This is a genomic window from Alkaliphilus peptidifermentans DSM 18978 (genome assembly GCF_900101495.1).
GTDB lineage: Bacteria > Bacillota > Clostridia > Peptostreptococcales > Natronincolaceae > Alkaliphilus_C > Alkaliphilus_C peptidifermentans.
The window spans coordinates 324,303-343,395 of sequence record NZ_FMUS01000001.1 but is presented as its reverse complement, the minus strand read 5'-3'; the positions used below and the strand labels follow the sequence as shown (position 1 = coordinate 343,395).

Annotated in this window: 16 protein-coding genes, 1 rRNA gene and 1 other annotated feature; of the genes, 15 read left to right on the top strand and 2 right to left on the bottom strand. The window is 34.6% G+C overall.

Annotation, left to right across the window (positions count from 1 at the left end):
- A 5S ribosomal RNA gene (gene rrf / locus BLP68_RS01610) occupies window positions 1-107 on the top strand; the annotation flags it as partial.
- A 335-nt stretch (window positions 108-442) separates the two neighbouring features.
- On the opposite strand, the gene BLP68_RS01605 is transcribed toward rrf, so the two are convergent.
- On the bottom strand, window positions 443-1,504 hold the full coding sequence (locus BLP68_RS01605) for an ArsR family transcriptional regulator (RefSeq protein WP_091539205.1): 1,062 nt from the start codon (window positions 1,502-1,504) through the stop codon (window positions 443-445).
- Between the two features lie 238 nt (window positions 1,505-1,742).
- Between BLP68_RS01605 and BLP68_RS01600 the strand changes: the two genes are divergently transcribed.
- The 13 genes from BLP68_RS01600 to BLP68_RS01540 all read left to right on the top strand — a co-directional run bounded on the left by BLP68_RS01600 (window position 1,743) and on the right by BLP68_RS01540 (window position 16,992).
- The gene (locus BLP68_RS01600; protein ID WP_091539204.1) at window positions 1,743-2,972 is read left to right on the top strand and encodes a S41 family peptidase; all 1,230 of its coding nucleotides are present in this window, start codon (window positions 1,743-1,745) and stop codon (window positions 2,970-2,972) included.
- Between the two features lie 250 nt (window positions 2,973-3,222).
- Window positions 3,223-4,908 carry a peptide ABC transporter substrate-binding protein gene (locus tag BLP68_RS01595; RefSeq protein ID WP_091539202.1) on the top strand — a complete coding sequence of 562 codons (1,686 nt, stop codon included), beginning with the start codon at window positions 3,223-3,225 and terminating at the stop codon, window positions 4,906-4,908.
- 69 nt (window positions 4,909-4,977) lie between these two features.
- The gene (locus BLP68_RS01590) at window positions 4,978-5,913 is read left to right on the top strand and encodes an ABC transporter permease (protein ID WP_091539200.1); all 936 of its coding nucleotides are present in this window, start codon (window positions 4,978-4,980) and stop codon (window positions 5,911-5,913) included.
- Between the two features lie 12 nt (window positions 5,914-5,925).
- Entirely contained in the window at window positions 5,926-6,834 is a 909-nt protein-coding gene (locus tag BLP68_RS01585; RefSeq protein ID WP_091539198.1) for an ABC transporter permease, read from the top strand.
- Window positions 6,835-6,846: 12 nt separating this feature from the next.
- Window positions 6,847-7,872, top strand: coding sequence for an ABC transporter ATP-binding protein (locus BLP68_RS01580; protein ID WP_091539195.1), 1,026 nt, complete (start codon window positions 6,847-6,849; stop codon window positions 7,870-7,872).
- Window positions 7,865-8,824 carry an ABC transporter ATP-binding protein gene (locus BLP68_RS01575; RefSeq protein ID WP_091539193.1) on the top strand — a complete coding sequence of 320 codons (960 nt, stop codon included), beginning with the start codon at window positions 7,865-7,867 and terminating at the stop codon, window positions 8,822-8,824. Before BLP68_RS01580 ends, BLP68_RS01575 begins: the two co-directional genes overlap by 8 nt.
- A 20-nt stretch (window positions 8,825-8,844) precedes the next feature.
- Entirely contained in the window at window positions 8,845-10,230 is a 1,386-nt protein-coding gene (locus BLP68_RS01570; protein ID WP_091539191.1) for a TldD/PmbA family protein, read from the top strand.
- A gap of 2 nt (window positions 10,231-10,232) precedes the next feature.
- Window positions 10,233-11,588: a TldD/PmbA family protein gene (locus BLP68_RS01565; protein ID WP_176758821.1), complete on the top strand. Its 1,356-nt coding sequence runs from the start codon at window positions 10,233-10,235 to the stop codon at window positions 11,586-11,588.
- Window positions 11,589-11,904: 316 nt separating this feature from the next.
- Entirely contained in the window at window positions 11,905-12,816 is a 912-nt protein-coding gene (gene nadA, locus BLP68_RS01560) for a quinolinate synthase NadA (RefSeq protein ID WP_091539186.1), read from the top strand.
- 10 nt (window positions 12,817-12,826) lie between these two features.
- Window positions 12,827-14,341, top strand: coding sequence for an L-aspartate oxidase (gene nadB / locus BLP68_RS01555; RefSeq protein ID WP_091539184.1), 1,515 nt, complete (start codon window positions 12,827-12,829; stop codon window positions 14,339-14,341).
- Complete coding sequence (gene nadC, locus BLP68_RS01550; RefSeq protein WP_091539181.1) at window positions 14,338-15,180, top strand: carboxylating nicotinate-nucleotide diphosphorylase; 843 nt, start codon at window positions 14,338-14,340, stop codon at window positions 15,178-15,180. Before nadB ends, nadC begins: the two co-directional genes overlap by 4 nt.
- Before the next feature lie 159 nt (window positions 15,181-15,339).
- Complete coding sequence (locus tag BLP68_RS01545) at window positions 15,340-15,858, top strand: transcription repressor NadR (protein ID WP_091539179.1); 519 nt, start codon at window positions 15,340-15,342, stop codon at window positions 15,856-15,858.
- 57 nt (window positions 15,859-15,915) lie between these two features.
- Complete coding sequence (locus BLP68_RS01540; protein ID WP_330389017.1) at window positions 15,916-16,992, top strand: PTS sugar transporter subunit IIC; 1,077 nt, start codon at window positions 15,916-15,918, stop codon at window positions 16,990-16,992.
- A 34-nt stretch (window positions 16,993-17,026) separates the two neighbouring features.
- Here BLP68_RS01540 and BLP68_RS01535 read toward each other — a convergent pair whose 3' ends face one another.
- Window positions 17,027-17,221: a hypothetical protein gene (locus tag BLP68_RS01535; protein ID WP_091539177.1), complete on the bottom strand. Its 195-nt coding sequence runs from the start codon at window positions 17,219-17,221 to the stop codon at window positions 17,027-17,029.
- Between the two features lie 218 nt (window positions 17,222-17,439).
- Window positions 17,440-17,659, top strand: a binding site (T-box leader).
- Window positions 17,660-17,708: 49 nt separating this feature from the next.
- Here BLP68_RS01535 and serS point away from each other — a divergent pair.
- Window positions 17,709-18,977: a serine--tRNA ligase gene (gene serS, locus BLP68_RS01530; RefSeq protein WP_091539174.1), complete on the top strand. Its 1,269-nt coding sequence runs from the start codon at window positions 17,709-17,711 to the stop codon at window positions 18,975-18,977.
- Window positions 18,978-19,093: the final 116 nt, after the last annotated feature.

The following is a 19,093-nucleotide window of genomic DNA, read 5'->3' as shown; positions in this document are numbered from 1 at the left end:
ATAGCGAAGGGGTCACACCTGTTCCCATCCCGAACACAGAAGTTAAGCCCTTCAGCGCTGATGGTACTTGGCGGGAAGCTGCCTGGGAGAGTAGGACGTTGCGGTTTAAAAATAACTTCCTTAAGTATAAGGGAGTTTTTTTATGTCCAAATATGAGGCAGCTTCACTTAATATGAGCTTGGAGGGAAGCTTTTTAGCTCAACTACAGCTCATTATAAAATGCAAAAATTATGAAATGAGTTTTGTATCGCTTACTAAGTGACCAACACAAAAGCAAAGCCTTTGGTTATCTACTCATGGTAGAGTAGGACGTTGCAGTTTTTTATATTTTTTGAACTTCCTTATTAGGGAGTTTTTTTGTTGAACAAAAAAAGGAGCCTTGGCTCCTCTAGAAATAAACTATATTTGCTTAAAAATAAAGAATAAAGAAACTAAACTTAACTTAACCAAATAAGTCTTTTAAGGCCATATCAAAAATCTTTTTAAGGTTCTCTTTATTAGTAGTATAATAATATCTATTATTAATACTAGGCTCGAAATGTAATAATCCTAAATCTAAAAGTAAATTTAAATGATAAGAAAGAGTCGCAGTGGTTAAATTAAAATAATCAGCCAATTCTTTATTATACCAAGGTCTTTTTGAAGTTATTTTAATAATTTCAATTCTTTTATCATCCGATAGAGCTTTAAATAAAGCCTTGTAGGTATCTTGCATTTTTATTTTGTTAAATCGATGCTCAATAGTTTTTCCGTAAAGCAACGGGAAGGATTTTCCTTGCGCAAAATAAAACAATCCGTGATCTAAGTAATAACTGACAAACAATTTGATTTCATCATACTCACTTAATACTTTAGAATAATCGCCAAACCCAATAGTATTAATAAAATTAATTGGATCCTTTTCTGAAAGTTCAATATGCGACATAAGCATCTTCTCCATATAGCTATAGGTTTGTTCTTCAAAAGGGAGGAAAAACAAGTTATAAAATGAAGTAAAGGATTCAATAAAATGTTTTTTATACTCATTTGGATATTTTTTTATCTGTATAAAACAAGAGTCTATTTCTTCGGAATTTTCTTTAGCGATGGCATTTTTAAGAACTATATCATTATCTTCTAATTTATCATCTAAATGATAATAATGATAAAAATGTAAGGTCATTTCAACCAGCTTAGAACTATCAATTTTTTCAATCTCTTCGATGATTTCCATGGGCTCTGATAGATTCTTATCCATAACCAAATTAAAGCAAACGTCCATAACACCAAATAGCTTATTTACTAAGAAAAGTATATCATTACGAAGAAAAGGAGGTATGTTCTCATCTACATATTTAAGCCAATCCTTTACTTCCTTTGATGGTACCAGATCTAAATAGCTATTGGCAGGATCGTAAACAATGTCGTCAATGTTCCAATTGACTTCATGAGATTTAGATCTTGTGTATTTAAGAATTGCCGAAATAAATTCTATTGCTTTATTATACTTAATATTATAACTCACCCAATCATCCCCTTTTGAATATATTTTATATGTTTCACTTATTAATAATACAATAATAAAGAAGTTAAATCAATACATACAAGGTGAATAGTTAGATGGGTTTCTAACTAGTTAATAGAAAATGTTTGAATAACATATAAATTTGATTTATAATTTTAAGAAATAGATGTTTTTATAGGTATTTTAAAACACATATTAAATTGGTTAATACTAAACTAAATAATTAGGAGGTATTATAATGAAAAGATATGTAAGGCTCAGCTTTCTCTATTTTATACTCTCCATACTACTTCTTTCAGCCTGTAGTCGAGGCTCAAAGCCCTCAACAGTAGCTATGGAAGCCGATTACTATGGAATAATTGAGACAAACTTAACTACTGAAGAAAAACTTGAAGATTTTGAACATATGTATAGCCTATTAGAAGATAACTATTCCTTCTTTCAGGTAAACAAAAGATTAAATAATGTGGATTGGTTAGGTAACAAGAGAAATTATACAAGAAAAATCAAAAATACAACCAATGATGCTGAGTTCTTTGTTGCAATTGATGAGATATTAAGTGATTTAAATAATTCTCACGTTAATGTTTTTAATGGGGAAATGTATAAACGTTTCTATAAACACTTTTATCCGTATCAACACGAAATTTTAAACTATGAGAAATCTAAAGAAAGATACAATTTTGATGGAGATGTGAATAATATTGAGATTAATGAAGAATATGATTTTTTAATTATACAAGATGATGTTTTAGATACAGAAATTGTTATAGAAAATGAAGTTGCTTACATGGCAATAAAATCAATGTCGGCAAACCATATAAGGGAGGACTATCATAAGATAGAAAATTTTCTTAAGGGAGTTGAAGACTACCCAAAGCTGATTATTGATATAAGAGGAAATACAGGAGGATTTGATGATTATTGGAGAAATATTGTGGGGTTTTTAGTAGATGAAGAAATGGTAGTAGAATATTATTCTTTTTATAGAGGTGATTATAGGGACAAATATGAAATGTATCAAGTGGGAGGAGCCAGTTCTATAGAAGACTTAAATGATGACATATTGCTTAAATTTCCTCCAGAGGTTAGAAAGAATTTCGATAGGTACGAAAAAAACTATGTAACTGTTCAACCATGGAACAAAATTAATTTTCAAGGCAGGGTGTATCTTTTAGTGGATAGATATGTCTTTTCATCAGCAGAAAAATTCGCTTCTTTTGCAAAGGACTCTGGATTTGCAACATTGATAGGAGAAACAACTGGAGGCGATAGGGTATTTAGAGAAATTCCTTTTGCTTATTTGCCAAACAGTGGCTTTATTATACGATTCAGTAGTGAACTTGGAATAAATGTAAACTACAGTATTAATATGGAGACTAGAACTTCACCACATATTGAGACCGATGCAAGCATAAGTGCAATCCTATTGGAGGATAAAGCAATTCAGGCAGTAATTGAAGATTAATTAACTTGTTAGAAGATTATTGACTATTGTTAGAAAATTTTCTATAATAGGACTATACCTATAATGAACAGATATTTAATAGATTACATCTATATAAATATCTGATTGTATATTTTTTAACAAATTATCACTAGGATGCTTATAACAATATATAAGGGGCTTACATGCTAACATATGTAATCCTTTATTATAAATTGATTAACCAAAAGGAGTGTTGAGTAGACACTACCTAATTAAAGGGGGATTATTTATGAAGGGTAAAATGTTTTTGGCAATACTTCTATCATTACTACTGGCTGTAGTAGGATTAGTTGGATGTAGTTCCGAAGATGTTAGTAACAATGTTGCTGATGAAGGGCTACAAGAAAGCAGTGGAATTGACAGAGAGCAGTATCTTAATTTAGTCTTAGAAGCTGAACCCACAACATTAGATCCATCTAAAGGTTCAGATATGTATAGTAATAGAGTACTTAACAATGTATTGGAACCACTTACAAGACTTGAAGAGGACGAGAATCAAAGCAATTACTTAGCAGCAGCTGGGGCTGAATCTTGGGAACACAATGAGGATGGTACCGTTTGGACATTTAAAATAAGACCCAACAAATGGTCAGATGGTGTTCCTGTAAGGGCACAGGACTATGAATATGGAATAAAAAGATCAGTAGCACAGGAAACAGCTTCACCCTATGCATACCTATTGGAACCAATTAAAAATGCTTCAAAGGTAAATAGTGGAGAGTTATCAATAGATGAATTAGGAGTTAGATCATTAGATGATGAAACACTAGAAATAACACTTGAAGCACCAACACCTTATTTCCTGGCTCTAACATATCAAAGAGTTATGATGCCACAAAGAGAAGATGTAGTAGCGCTACATGGAGATAGCTATGGTACACAGATTGATAAGATTGTATATAATGGGCCCTTTGTACTGGGAACCTGGGTACATAATAGCGAACTGATACTAAATAAAAATCACAATTATTGGGATGCAGAAACAGTGAGCTTAGATAATGTTAATTTAAAAATAATTCAAGATGAAAATGCTGTTTACAACTCATTGTCAAATGGATCAATTGATATAGCAATTGCCAATAACCCTGACTGGAGACAAAGATTTATAAATAATGATAAACTAAACCATTTTGAGGTGGTAAGGCCCAGTACATTTTTTATGTTCTTTAACACAAGAGATGATGTTTTTCAAAATGTTAATATAAGAAAAGCCTTTTCAATAGGATTAGATAGAGAAGAGATGGCTAATGTTATTTTTCATGGTGTAAATACTCCAGCCTACGGCTGGGTGGCACCCAGCATAACTATAGGTGATGATGAGTACAGATCTTTAGTTCCGGGACCTGTTAAAAGGATAGCTGAAGAAAATGATCCAAAAGAACTTTTAATTAAAGGGTTACAAGAGTTAGGTAGAAGTACAGATCCTGCAGACTTAACAATAAAAGTAACCCTGGGATCAACAGACCAATGGTTTAGAAACTATGGCGAATATATTCAACAGATGTATAATAGAAATCTTGGTGTGAATGTGGAAATAGAGCAGGTTGAATGGCCAGTATTCTCTCAAATGGCGTCAAGGGGAGAAGTTCAAATTGGCTACATGGGATGGGGTGCAGAGTTCAACGATCCAGCGTCACTTATGAGCTTAATGACATCTACATCAACAGCTATTGAGACAGGATGGTCAGATGAAAGATATGATGAGCTAATTGCATTGGCAGCCAGTGAAATGGATCCTGCTAAGAGGTTAGAATACTTCAGGGAAGCAGAAGAAATTTTATTATACGAAGCATCGGTTTTAGTACCAACTGTACATCCAAGAATCAATATATTTAGGTATAAATATGTTAATGATATTGGAGTAACACCCCTTGGTACATCCGGATACAAATATGGTTATACCCAAGGCAGATAAATAAATATTAATAGCAGTTTGTAGTTCAACTACAAACTGCTGTCTTTTAAAGAAGTTAGGGGGAAGCTTATGGGCAGATATATACTGAAACGTGTAGGATTGATGCTACTAACACTATGGATAATCATAACACTTACCTTTTTACTAATGCATAGCATACCAGGTGATCCTTTGGCAAATATGGCAAGGAAATTGCCAGAGCAAATACAGCAAAACTATTATCAGCGATATGGATTGGATAAGCCAGTTGTTGTTCAATATGGTATATTTATGAAAAATTTAATAACGAAGGGTGATTTAGGCGAATCTTTAGTATATCCAGGTAGATCTGTAACAGAAACAATATCAAAAAATTCTAAGGTTTCTGGTAGGCTAGGTATTCAAGCCCTGGCAATGGGAGTGACAATAGGAATTACTTTAGGTATTATAGCAGCACTAAACAGAAATAGATGGCCAGACTTTCTAGTTATGTTTATTGCAATTCTTGGTGTTTCAATACCACTCTTTATAATTGCAGCACTATTACAATATTTCTTTACAGCAAAACTAGAATTGCTTCCCACAACGGGTTGGGGGAAATTTAAACATACAATACTACCCTCAATAGCAATGTGCTTTGGCTCCATTGCCACCTATGCCAGGTACATGCGCTCAAATGTACTGGAGATTGTAAATCAAGATTACATACTAACAGCAAAGGCAAAAGGCGTTTCTGAGTTTAATATCATTAGAAAGCATATTTTTAGGAATGCAATACTTCCCGCCCTTACAATACTTGGACCTCAAATAGCAGGAATCTTTACAGGAGCCTTTGTAATAGAAAGGATTTTTGGAATTCCAGGTCTTGGATTTTATTATATAAATTCCATAAATGATAGGGACTATACAATGATAATTGGGACAACTGTTTTCTTTGCTTCATTATTTATAATATCCCAGTTAGTTGTAGATATATTATATGGAGTTGTTGATCCTAGAATTAGAGTTTCTAAAAATAGCAGGTAGGAGGTTAAAACAATGGAAACAGCTTTTAGACCAGTTGCTGTAGAGAATAAAGAAAAGGAAGTTATAGCTCGAGAAAGTGTGAGCTATTGGAAGGATGCCTGGAGAAGACTTAAAACAAACAAAGTGGCTATAGTAGCTATTTTCATACTTGCAACAATTGTTATTATGACTATTATAGGTCCTTCTATCAGTGGTCACGACTATAAAGAAATTAATTCTTCAATGATTAATCAAAGGCCCAGTGTTGAACATTGGTTTGGAACAGATGCATTAGGGCGTGATATTTTTTCAAGAGTATGGCAAGGTGGAAGAATTTCAATGATTATAGGGTTAACAGGTGCATTAATAGCAACTGTTGTAGGCAGTATCTATGGTTCGATAGCTGCATATTTCGGTGGCAGAGTAGATACCATTATGATGAGAATAGTGGAGATTTTAATTTCATTACCCTACTTAATATTGGTAATTCTTATATCAATCATTTTAGATTCTCGAAGCATAGGAACTATGTTACTGGCTTTAACCCTTGCAGGCTGGTGCGGCATTGCAAGACTGGTAAGGGGGCAAATGCTGCAATTAAAGCAACAAGAATTTATAATGGCTGCAGAGGCGTTAGGAGTAAAGCCTTGGAAGATCATTGTTAAACATTTGATACCAAATTGTCTCGGTATAATTATAGTGGCAATCTCCTTTGATGTGCCTGGATATATTTTTGCTGAAGCATTTCTTTCCTATATAGGGCTCGGAATTCAACCACCGGGCACATCATGGGGGGCACTTGCATCAGCTGCTCAACAAACATTTATATTCCACCCATATCAGCTATTTTTTCCAGCTTTGATGATAGGACTAACAATGTTATCGTTTACATTACTAGGTGACGGATTAAGAGATGCACTAGATCCTAAATTGAGACAATAAGGAGGGGTGGCAGTGAGTAGTATATTAGAAGTTAAAGATTTGAAAGTTTCCTTTAAAACCTATGCAGGTGAAGTAAAAGCAGTAAGAGGCGTAAGCTTTGATCTAAAAAAGGGAGAAACCCTTGCTATAGTGGGTGAATCAGGTTGTGGCAAAACAGTAACGGCAAAAGCTATATTGAGATTATTAAAGGAACCACCTGCCATAATTAAAGAAGGTTCTCAAATTATTTTTAACGGAGAAAATGTTCTTAAAATGAACAAAAAACGTCTGCAACATTTTCGAGGCGGAGATATCAGCATGATATTTCAAGACCCTATGACTTCATTAAATCCAACCATGACGATAGGGAATCAAATTGCTGAAAGCTTAATAATACATAAGAAAATAAAGAAAAAACAAGCAATTAACGAAGCTATAAGACTCTTGGAAATAGTAAATATACCAAATGCTAAAGAGAGGATTAAATCGTATCCCCATCAGCTTTCCGGTGGTATGAGACAAAGAGTAATGATTGCCATAGCCCTTTCATGCAGCCCTAAAATCCTTATTGCAGATGAACCCACTACAGCATTGGATGTTACAATTCAAGCACAAATAATTGAACTTTTAAATGAGCTTAAAAGAGAATTCAATACCTCCGTTGTTATAGTTACCCATGATCTTGGGGTGGTTGCAAACTTTGCTGATAGAGTACAGGTGATGTATGCTGGACACGTAATAGAAACAGGAAATAAATATGAAATATTTTATGAGAGTAAGCATCCCTATACCTGGGCTCTTTTAAATTCAGTACCAAGGCTGGATATTGAATGTAAGGCAGAGCTGCATCCATTAAAAGGAACACCACCTGACTTAATACTTCCGCTGGAGGGGTGTCCATTTGCATCAAGGTGTGAATATGCCATGGAAATTTGCTTAGAAAAAAAACCTGAAGAGACGTCAATAACAGATAGCCATAGGGTATCTTGCTGGTTACAAGACCCACGGGCACCTAAAGTGGAGAGACCTATCAACTTAGGAGGTACTACAAATGAGTAAGGAAAAATTAGTTGAAATAATTAACCTAAAGAAATATTTTCATGTGGGGAGAAATGAAGTGTTAAAGGCTGTAGATGATGTAACCTTTGAGATAAGAAGGGGAGAAACTTTAGGTTTGGTTGGTGAGTCAGGCTGTGGAAAAACAACTTGTGGAAGAACAATACTGGGTATTTACAACTCAACAGATGGACAAGTCTTATATAATGGACAAAATGTTCATAAAATGAGTTCATCAGAAAAAGTTAAGTTTAAAAAAGGTGCCCAAATAATATTTCAAGACCCCTATGCATCATTAGATCCTAGAATGACTATAGGTGAAATAATTGCTGAAGGCATAGATGTTCATTTTAAATTAAAAGAGTCTGAAAGAATAGCTAGAATAGATGATTTACTGGAAAAGGTAGGAATGAACTCTGATTTTCGTTCAAGATTCCCCCATGAGCTATCAGGTGGGCAAAGGCAAAGAATAGGGATAGCCCGTGCTTTAGCAGTGGAACCAGATTTTATAGTATGTGATGAGCCTATATCAGCCCTAGATGTTTCAATTCAAGCTCAAATAGTAAATCTCCTTATTAAGTTACAAAACCAATTGGGACTAACATATCTCTTTATTGCCCATGATCTTTCTATGGTTAAGCATATATCAGACAGAGTTGGAGTTATGTATCTTGGCTCTTTGGTTGAGATAACTGAAAGTCAAGAGCTGTATAGAAAACCATTACATCCATACACTAAATCACTGATTTCTGCAATACCTATACCCGATCCTAAGGTAGAAGAAGAGAGACAAAGAATAAAGCTTGAAGGAGAGGTGCCTTCACCTATTAACACACCTCCAGGATGTAAGTTTGTTAAAAGATGTTCATATGCAATGGATATATGTGGCAAGGTATCACCAGAGCTTAAAGAAGTAGAAAAAGACCATTTTGTAGCCTGCCATCTATATAAGTAGAACAGTAAAGGGGAATTATTATGTTAAACAGAGATATAGTTCAAGATATAATATATGAGGCTACATCAAGTGGAGGAGATTTTGTAGAGGTTTTTGTTGAAAATAACTTTACAACCGAAATATCCACCGTTGGCGGAAACATCGAAAAAGGAATGGCTGGAAGGGAGCATGGCGTAGGGATACGTATCCTATCGGGTCTTGATTCATTTTATGCCTACACAAATGATGCTTCTAGAGAGAATTTAATATCAATAACAAAGAGAATAACACAGGGTATAAAGGGTAAAAACAAGAATGCTTTAATTAACCCTAGGGCAATTACTTCTCCCAAAAAGCATCCATATATAATACTTCCATCAAAAACGGAGTTTGCTAAGAAAATAGAAATAACTAAAAGAGCCATGGAGGCAGCCATGACCTATGACAAGGTTATTTCACAAGTAACTGTAAACTACTTGGACCAGGTACAAAATATATTAATTGCCAATTCTGAAGGAGTTTATGTAGAAGACATTAGGGTAAGGACAAGATTAATGATTATAGTGGCTGCAGAAAAAAATGGGCAGATCGAAACAGGCTTTGTTGGGCCTGGAGCTTTAATGGGTTCAGAATTCTACGATAAGATTAATATAGAAGAGTTCGCAAGGGAAGCAGCAAGAAATGCTAAAACAATGGTTTTAGCAGACTATTGTCCGGCTGGCAACATGCCAGTTGTTGTAGATAACGGTTTTGGGGGGCTAATGTTTCATGAAGCTTGTGGACATAGCTTAGAGGCTTCTTCGGTGGCTAAAGGCAACTCGGTTTTTTCAAACAAGCTAGGGAAACAAATTGCATCGGAAGTTGTTACCTTAGTGGACGATGGTTCAATTACCAACGCATGGGGCTCACTGGGTATTGATGATGAAGGCACAGCCACTCAAAAAAACCTTCTTATTGAAAAAGGAATACTTAAAGGCTATCTCATTGACAAACTTAATGCAAAAAGAATGAATATGAAGGCTACAGGTTCTGGTAGACGACAATCCTATAGATTTGAACCTACTTCCAGAATGACAAACACTTATATTGATAATGGTGATAGTACCAAAGAAGAAATTATTAGTAATACTGAACAGGGTCTTTTCGCCAAAGGGATATCTGCTGGTTCAGTAAACCCTGCTACTGGTGACTTTAACTTCTCTCTTTCTGAAGCATATCTTATAGAAAATGGGAAGATTACAAGGCCTGTAAAGGGAGCCACCCTTATAGGCAATGGAAGTACAATCCTTCATGATGTAGATATGGTGGCCAACAATCTTTCCATAGGACAAGGCTATTGCTATGCTTCCAGTGGAGCTCTTTTCATAGGTGCTGGACAACCTACCATTAGAGTTAAGTCAATGACCGTTGGAGGAAGGGAGGAATAGGGTTGAATAAAAGTCAGCTGATAAATAGAATATTTGATAAAAGCAAAATTCAGGGCATTAATGAAGTTGAAGTATATTTAAAGGAGACCTCTTCTTTAAGCTTTAATATATATAAGGGTAAATTGGAAAAATACATAATTGGAGAAGAAATTAATATATCATTACGAGGTATCTATAATGGTAAAATGGGGTATTCATATACAGAAAAAGTAACAGAGGATAGTATAGAAGAACTTTTAAGTAATTTAAAAGGATATGCGTTGAGTAATACTAACGATAGTCAAGAATATATTTCTGCACAACTAACGAAACAAATAGATTGTCCCCAGATAAAAAGTCAGCTAGAGGTTACTAGTAGTAAAGGGAAAATGGATTTTATGCTTAAATTAGAAAAAAAGGCGAGTAGTTACGATGAAAGAATAAAAGAAATAAGCTACTGCAACTATACTGAATCAAAGCAGAATATCTTTATTAAGAATTCCAAAGGGCTAGAGCTACAGGATAGCCATAATATTGGGACTATAGACTTAGGTGTAATAGTAAAAGATGGAAAAGGTATGCAAACAGGCTATACCCATCATGTAATTAATAATTTTTCGGAAGAATATATGGATAATTTAATTAATGAAAGCGTAGGAGATGCCTTAGCAATGATAGGTGCTACTTCTATAGGTAAGGGAAAGTATAAGGTTATATTACGTAATAATGTTGCGGCCGACATTATGAGCAGCTTTTCTTCAATATTCTTTAGTAGTACAGTGCAAAAGAGCTTATCTAAACTGAAGGAGAAATTAGGCTTAGAGGTAGCTGTGAAGATGGTTAATATAGTTGAAGACCCTCTATTGGAAGAAGGTAAGACCTTTAGAAGATTTGACGATGAGGGTACACCTACCACAAAGAAATACCTAATAGAACAGGGCAAATTAAAAACCTACTTATATAACAACAAGACTGCAAAGAAGGACAACGTTACATCTACAGGTAATGGATTTAAAAATTCTCACAAAGCTACTATTGGAGTTGAAGCAACTAATATGTATATAGAAAAGGGAGATCTAACCCTTGTCGATTTAACTAAAGAGATGAAGGATGGAATAATAATCACTGGGGTAGATGGTTTACATGCAGGAATAAATGCAATTTCAGGAAATTTCTCTCTTTCGGCCAATGGATTACTTGTAGAAAACGGACAGATAGTAAGATCGCTAGCCCAAATAACAGTTTCTGGAAATTTATACACGATGCTACTGGAGATATTAGCAATTGGACAGGACATTAAGTTTTCCCATCCCAGCTCCAATTATTTTGGAGCACCCTCCATATTAGTAAAAGAATTAACCATATCAGGAAATGAATAAGAATAATAGAGAAGACGTTATAGTCCAGTAGATGTATGTTATAGATGTAGATGAAAATTTTGTTGGATTTTAAATAGAGAGAAAAAATAAAGAAGGAGGTGCTTAACCTACTTCTTTATTTTATTTCCATCTCCAGCACAGAAGTTAAGCCCTTCAGCGCTGATGGCACTTGGCAGAAAACTTTCAAAGGCGATGATATTATGTATGCTTTCTATATAATCTAAATGCTTGAAACTAAACTGAGAGTATGATATATTCGTATTAACATGTGACAAGACACAAGTAAATACACATATAAAGGAAGGAATATACAGCCATGAGTGAAATAGAATTGATAGAAGAAATAAGGAGATTAAAAAAATTAAAAAATGCAATTATTTTAGCTCATAATTATCAAATTCCAGAGATTCAAGATATTGCTGATGTAGTGGGAGATTCCCTTAAGCTAAGCCAAGAGGCAGCAAAGACAAAAGCAGAGATTATTATATTAAGCGGTGTTAGCTTTATGGCAGAAAGCGCAAAAATATTATCACCAAATAAAAAAGTACTGCTTCCTGTTTATGATGCAGGGTGCCCAATGGCAGATATGATAGATGTAAATAAACTAAAACAGTTTAAAAGAGAATATCCCAATGCACCAGTAGTATGCTATGTCAATTCATCTGCAGAGGTTAAGGCAGAAAGTGATATTTGTTGTACATCTTCAAACGCATTGAAGGTTATAAGGAGCCTTTCTTCAAATAAAGTTTTGTTTATTCCTGACATGAACTTAGGTGATTATATTGCAAAGCAGCTGCCCCAAAAGGAGATTATTTCATGGAAGGGTTTTTGTATAACCCATCATCGAGTGAAGACACAAGAAGCTTTGGCGTCAAAAAAATCTCTGCCAGAGGCGCCAATACTTGCTCATCCAGAATGCTCCCAAGCGGTTGTAGCTTTAGCTGATTTTGTGGGAAGCACCTCCCAAATTATTAATTATGTAAGGGAATCATCTAAGCAAACATTTATAATTGGTACAGAGATGGGGGTACTCCACCAGTTAAATAAAGAGAATCCAGATAAGAAATTTTATCTTCTTTCACAGGGATTAATTTGTACTAATATGAAAAAGACAAGATTAAAGGATATCTATGAAGCACTATTAACAGAAAAAAATGAAATATTAATTGATGAAGTAGTAAGATTAAAGGCTTTTAAATCACTAAATAGGATGCTTAACCTTAGTTAGGGTGATAAAAATGACAAATTTTGATGTTATTATTATAGGAACTGGAATTGCAGGTTTATTTACAGCCCTTAAAGTTGAGGAAAAATATAATGTACTGCTAATAACGAAGGGGAGGCTAGAAGATAGCAACAGCTATTTAGCCCAAGGAGGCATAGCTGCCTTAGGAAATCAGTCAATTCACTATGAAGATACATTAAAGGCAGGCTGCTATTATAATAATAAAGATGCTGTAAAAACAATGGTAGCAGAGGCAAAAATAGCAGTAGAGGATTTAATTAAAATAGGAGTGGTTTTTGACAGAGATGTAAATGGAGAGTTAAGGCTTACCAGGGAGGGAGGCCACCGACAAAGCAATATACTTCATGTTAAAGATGAAACAGGTAAAGCAATAATAAGCTCCATGTACAAAGAGATAAAGAATAAGAAAAATATTAGAATAATTGAAAATGCTTTTGCAGATAAGCTAATGAAATATAACAATAAAATAACGGGGATAGAAGTAATAGAGACTGATGGAAATAAATTGGAATTTTCAGCTGATGCAATTGTCATGGCAACTGGTGGAGCTGGTCAAATATACGGAAATACCACAAATTCAATTGTATCAACAGGTGATGGAATAGCCATGGCCTATAGGGCAGGAGCTATTATAGCAGATATGGAGCTAATTCAATTTCATCCCACAGCATTTTTTGAAGACATAATAGGGCAAAGACTGCTAATATCAGAGGCGGTTAGGGGAGAAGGAGCTTTTTTAAGAAGTAAAAAGGGTAGAGCATTTATGGCCCAGTATCATAAGATGAAGGATTTGGCTCCAAGGGATATCGTTGCAAGAGCGATATTCCATGAAATGATTAAAGAAGGAGAAAAACATGTGTATCTTGATATTACCCATAAAAGAAGCTCCTTTATTAAGAATAGATTTCCCATGATTTATAACAAGTGTCTATTAAAGGGTATTGATATAACAAAGGATTGGATTCCAATAGCACCTGCAGCACATTATCTTATAGGGGGAATAAAGACAGATTTACATGGAAGGACAAATATAAAAGGGTTATACGCCTGTGGAGAATGTGCCTATACTGGTGTTCATGGAGCAAACAGGTTAGCCAGCAATTCTTTACTGGAAGGGGTAGTTTTTGCTAGAAGAACTGCAATAGCTATTAATAGCTCTTTAAAAGGAAAAGTGAAGAAGGAGATTAAAAACTTCGAGGTAAAGACAAAATCACCAAGCACTTCAAAAAATAATGCAGAAGTAAAAGATTTAGATAGACAATTAAAGGATGTAATGGAGGGAAATGTAGCTATTATAAGAAATGAGAAGAGCTTAAAGGAAGCCTACAGCAACATAAATAAGCTTAGTCAAAGGCTTTTTAAAAACCCTAGAAATACTGTGGAATATAAAGTGTTATCTAATAAATTAGCAGTAGCAAAGCTTATAGTTGAAGACTCATTAAGTAAGAAAAAGAGTCTTGGAGTTCATTATCGTTCAGATGAGATAATTGAGGAGGTAAAGCAATGATAAATCAAATATATGTAAATGAGATAATTAAGAGGGCAATTATTGAGGATTTAAATTTTGGAGATATTACAACTGACACATTAATAAATGATGAAATGACGGGTAAAGCTATAATTACTGCAAAGGAAAATGGTGTTATAGCTGGACTTAAAGTAATAGAGGAAGTTTTTAAAATATTGGATGCTGATTTAAAACTCACTCATTTGAAAAAGGATGGCGATGAAATAAAGGCTGGTGAAGATTTTGTTATAATAGAGGGTAGGATGATAAACATCTTAAAGGGTGAAAGGATAGCCCTGAACTTTTTGCAACGGATGTCTGGAATTGCAACTAAGGCAAAGGTATATAATGATCTAGTTAAAGACTATAATGTGCGGATTGTTGACACGAGAAAAACAACACCAGGTTTAAGAGGGTTAGAAAAATATGCAGTAAAAGCAGGAGGTTGCAATAACCACCGGTATAATCTTTCCGATGCAGTTTTAATAAAGGATAACCATATTAAAGCAGTGGGAAGCATTTCGGAAGCAATAAAAAAATGCAAAAAAGATCTATCACACACAGTAAAGATTGAAATAGAGGTAGAAAATCTTCAACAGTTAAAGGAGGCACTAAAGGCAGGTGCAGATATTATCCTATTAGACAATATGGATGTAGAGACTATGAAGGAAGCAGTAGAGATTGCAAAGGGTAAAGCAATCCTTGAGGCATCTGGAAACATAACTGAGGATAGGGTCAAAGCAATAGCAGCAACTGGGGTAGACATCATATCAATTGGAGCCTTAACCCATTCTGTAAAGGCTCTAGATATAAGCTTAAATATAATACTAAATAAATAGCTTGATTTTATAACTACATCTAAATATGATGTAAATATGTTAGACTAATAATTAACTGCTGAAATTGCATAATTCCCTTTTGTTTATTTTATAACGTGTAAAGAATAAAAATCTGAATTATGCAATTCCCTAAACTAAGTAAAGAAGGTGAGGAGCATTATGAATAATGAAGAAAGAAGAAAAGCCATCATAAATGAATTGCAAAATGGAAGAAAACCTATTAAAGGTACTGAATTAGCCAACCTATTTAGTGTATCAAGACAAGTAATAGTTCAAGATATAGCTTTATTGAGAGCCAATGGAAATGACATTATTGCCACACCACAAGGATATATAATTATGAAGGAAAAAAAAGGAAAGCTTATAAAAACAATTGTTTCAAGGCATCATAACTACGAAGAGATGGAAGATGAACTACTAATAATGTTAGATCACGGTGTTAAAATAATAGATGTTATAGTTGAACATCCTATATACGGTGAAATTAGAACCGTTTTAGACATTGGATATAAAGGAGAACTTCAAGAGTTCATGGAAAAGGTAAAATTTTATAAAGCGGAGCCATTAGCTTCTTTAACAGACGGAGTCCATATTCATACAATAGAAGTTACAAGTGAAAAAAGCTTCCAGGACCTAAAGGAAGAACTATTTAGAAAAGGGTACTTGATTCAAGACTAATACTATGGTATATTTTTAATAGCTGGTGTAAAGACAGGTGTAAATACATTGACTTTTATGCTGGTTAATGTAGCAGAAGGGAATGGGGTACTTATGAATCAAGGAATTTCTTTTAAGCAGTATATTACAAAGGCATTAAATGGAATGGCTTTAGGTCTTTTTTCATCCTTAATTATTGGATTGATTTTAAAACAAATTGGAGAGCAATTAAATATTCAAATGCTGGTTTCTTTTGGACAGATTGCTCAATTCATGGTGGGGCCAGCAATAGGAGCAGGGGTAGCTTATTCTATAGGAGCCCCATCTCTGGCAATCTTTGCCTCATTGGCAACTGGTATGATTGGAGCAGGAACAATAAGGCTATTAGATACTGGGGGATATGGTCTAGGAAACAGCGAGCCAGTAGGCGCCTTTGTTGCTGCTTTGGCGGGTGCTGAAGTAGCAAAAAGAATTGCAGGTAAAACCAAAGTAGATATAGTATTAATACCTGCTACAACAATAATTGTAGGAGGTTTGGCTGGTAGGTTTATTGGACCTGTGGTATCAGCTTTAATGAAGGGGTTAGGAGAAATTATTAATAGCCTTACTGTTATTCATCCAATACCTATGGGGATATTCTTAGCGGTATTAATGGGAATGATCTTAACTCTTCCAATAAGTAGTGCGGCATTGGCAATTTCACTGGGACTAAATGGTTTGGCAGCAGGAGCAGCGGTAGTTGGTTGTGCAACTCAAATGATAGGCTTTGGAGTTGCAAGCTATAAAGAAAATGGCTTTGGAGGCCTAATTGCTCAAGGGCTGGGTACCAGTATGCTTCAGGTCCCTAACATAATAAAGAATCCGCTAATATGGATTCCGCCTACATTGGCAAGTGGAATACTGGGGCCCTTAGCTACTACAATTTTTAAAATGGAAAACAATAGTATAGGTGCAGGCATGGGTACAAGTGGGTTAGTAGGTCAATTTGGTACCTTTGCCAGAATGGTAACAGAGAATGGTATTAGTCCATCTATCGTATTAACAAAGGTAATAATTTTACACTTTATACTACCAGCTATTTTAACCTTTTTAATAGCTCAAAGCATGAGAAAAAAGGGTTGGATTAAAGATGGAGATATGAAGCTTGAACAATAGAAGTAATACTATTTAATAAGAAAAAGACAAGGACCTATATATGAGCCCTTGTCTTTTTTAATTCCTCTAAAGTCATATTATCAATATGATATGATTTTTTAGCAAATTCTTTCCTAGTAAAAATATTCTTTTCTATCAAAAGCTCTATAAGTGTTGCTATCGCCAGAGTATTTCTATAATCAGTATCCTTTAGGTCACTAATTTGTGCGATTAAATCAACTTTATTCATAGCAAAACTCCTCCTTTATGTTAGGATTATTAACCTATAAAAGGAAGGATATACGAGAGAGATGGTACTTTGTAAATAATTTTTTTAAAATTTAAAATTTCTATATAATATAAGACATATTATGATTTATTATGGAAATCATAATGAAAAGAGTAATATATTATTAAAAAAACATTGAAAAATGAAGTTATATATGATAAAATTCACTATAATTAAAGATTAATGCAAAGAAGGGAAATAGTAGAGAGTAGAGCTACTTAAAGAGAGTCGGTGGTTGGTGTAAACCGATGTAGCAAGCTTTCGAATCCATCCCAGAGCTATGTACTGAAGTTGAGTAGGTTACATCGGTTTGCAACCGTTAAAATGCCTTGGAGGGGATTAAGGTCATGTCTTAATCAACTAGGGTGGCAACGCGGAACAATAGCTTCCGTCCCTTTTAGGGACGGGGCTTTTTTATTGTAGCAAAAATTTTAGGGAGGTTTTAATTATGCTAGATATTAAAAAAATTAGAGGGAATTTAGAAGAGGTTAAAGCGGCAATGGCAAGAAGGGGAGAGCTAGACTTCAGTCTAGATGATGCTGTAGCCCTTGATGATGAAAGAAGAAAGCGGTTACAGCAAGTAGAGCAGATGAAGAGTGAGCAAAATACTGTAACAAAGGAAATACCTAGGCTAAAAAAAGAAGGCAAAGATACTACTGAAATAATGGAAAGGATGAGAGATCTCTCAAATGAAATCAAGGAATTAGATAATAAAGTAAAGGAAGTAGAAGAAAAGCTTTTAGATGTAATGCTACGTATCCCTAATGTACCGCATCCAGATGTGCCACAAGGAGAAACTGATGATGATAATGAAGAGGTAAGAAAGTGGGGAGAGCCAAGAAGCTTTGATTTTGACCTTAAACCCCACTGGGAGCTAGGAATAGACAATGGTATCCTTGATTTTGAAACTGCTGGAAAGGTGACTGGATCAAGATTTACAATATATAAGGGACTTGGCGCAAAATTAGAAAGAGCGCTAATCAATTTTATGTTAGATCTGCATACATCAGAGCATGGATATACAGAAATTTTACCTCCCTTCATGGTAAATCGCGACAGCATGACTGGAACAGGGAATTTACCAAAGTTTGAAGAGGACGCCTTTAAAATACCTCAAAAAGATTACTTCTTAGTTCCAACAGCAGAGGTCCCTGTAACTAATATTCATAGAGATGACATATTGGAGGAAGAAAGCCTACCTGTATATTATGCGGCATATACTCCTTGTTTCAGATCTGAGGCGGGTTCAGCAGGTAGGGACACTAGAGGGCTTATAAGACAGCATCAGTTTAACAAGGTTGAGCTTGTTAAGTTTGTTAAGCCAGAAAATTCATATGAAGAATTAGAAAAACTAACAAATAACGCAGAAAAGGTATTACAGCTTTTAAATCTACCATATCGTATAGTTAAGATATGTACTGGAGATTTAGGCTTTACAGCGGCCTTTAAATATGACCTGGAGGTTTGGATGCCCAGCTATAATAGATATGTTGAAATTTCTTCATGTAGTAATTTTGAAGATTTTCAGGCAAGGAGAGCCAACATTAGATATCGACCAAGTGATAAGGGTAAGGTAGAATTTGTACACACACTAAATGGATCAGGACTAGCGGTAGGAAGAACCTTGGCCGCCATACTTGAAAACTTCCAAAATTCAGATGGAAGCATTTCTATTCCTGAGGCATTAAGAAACTTTATGGGAACAGATAAGATTTAAGAATTAATAGTATTATTAAAATAAGGTTGATTTGTATATAACTAGACTGTTAAAAGCCCTCGGATTCAAAATGATGATGAGGGCTCAATAATATCAACAATTGCTATTGGAAATTT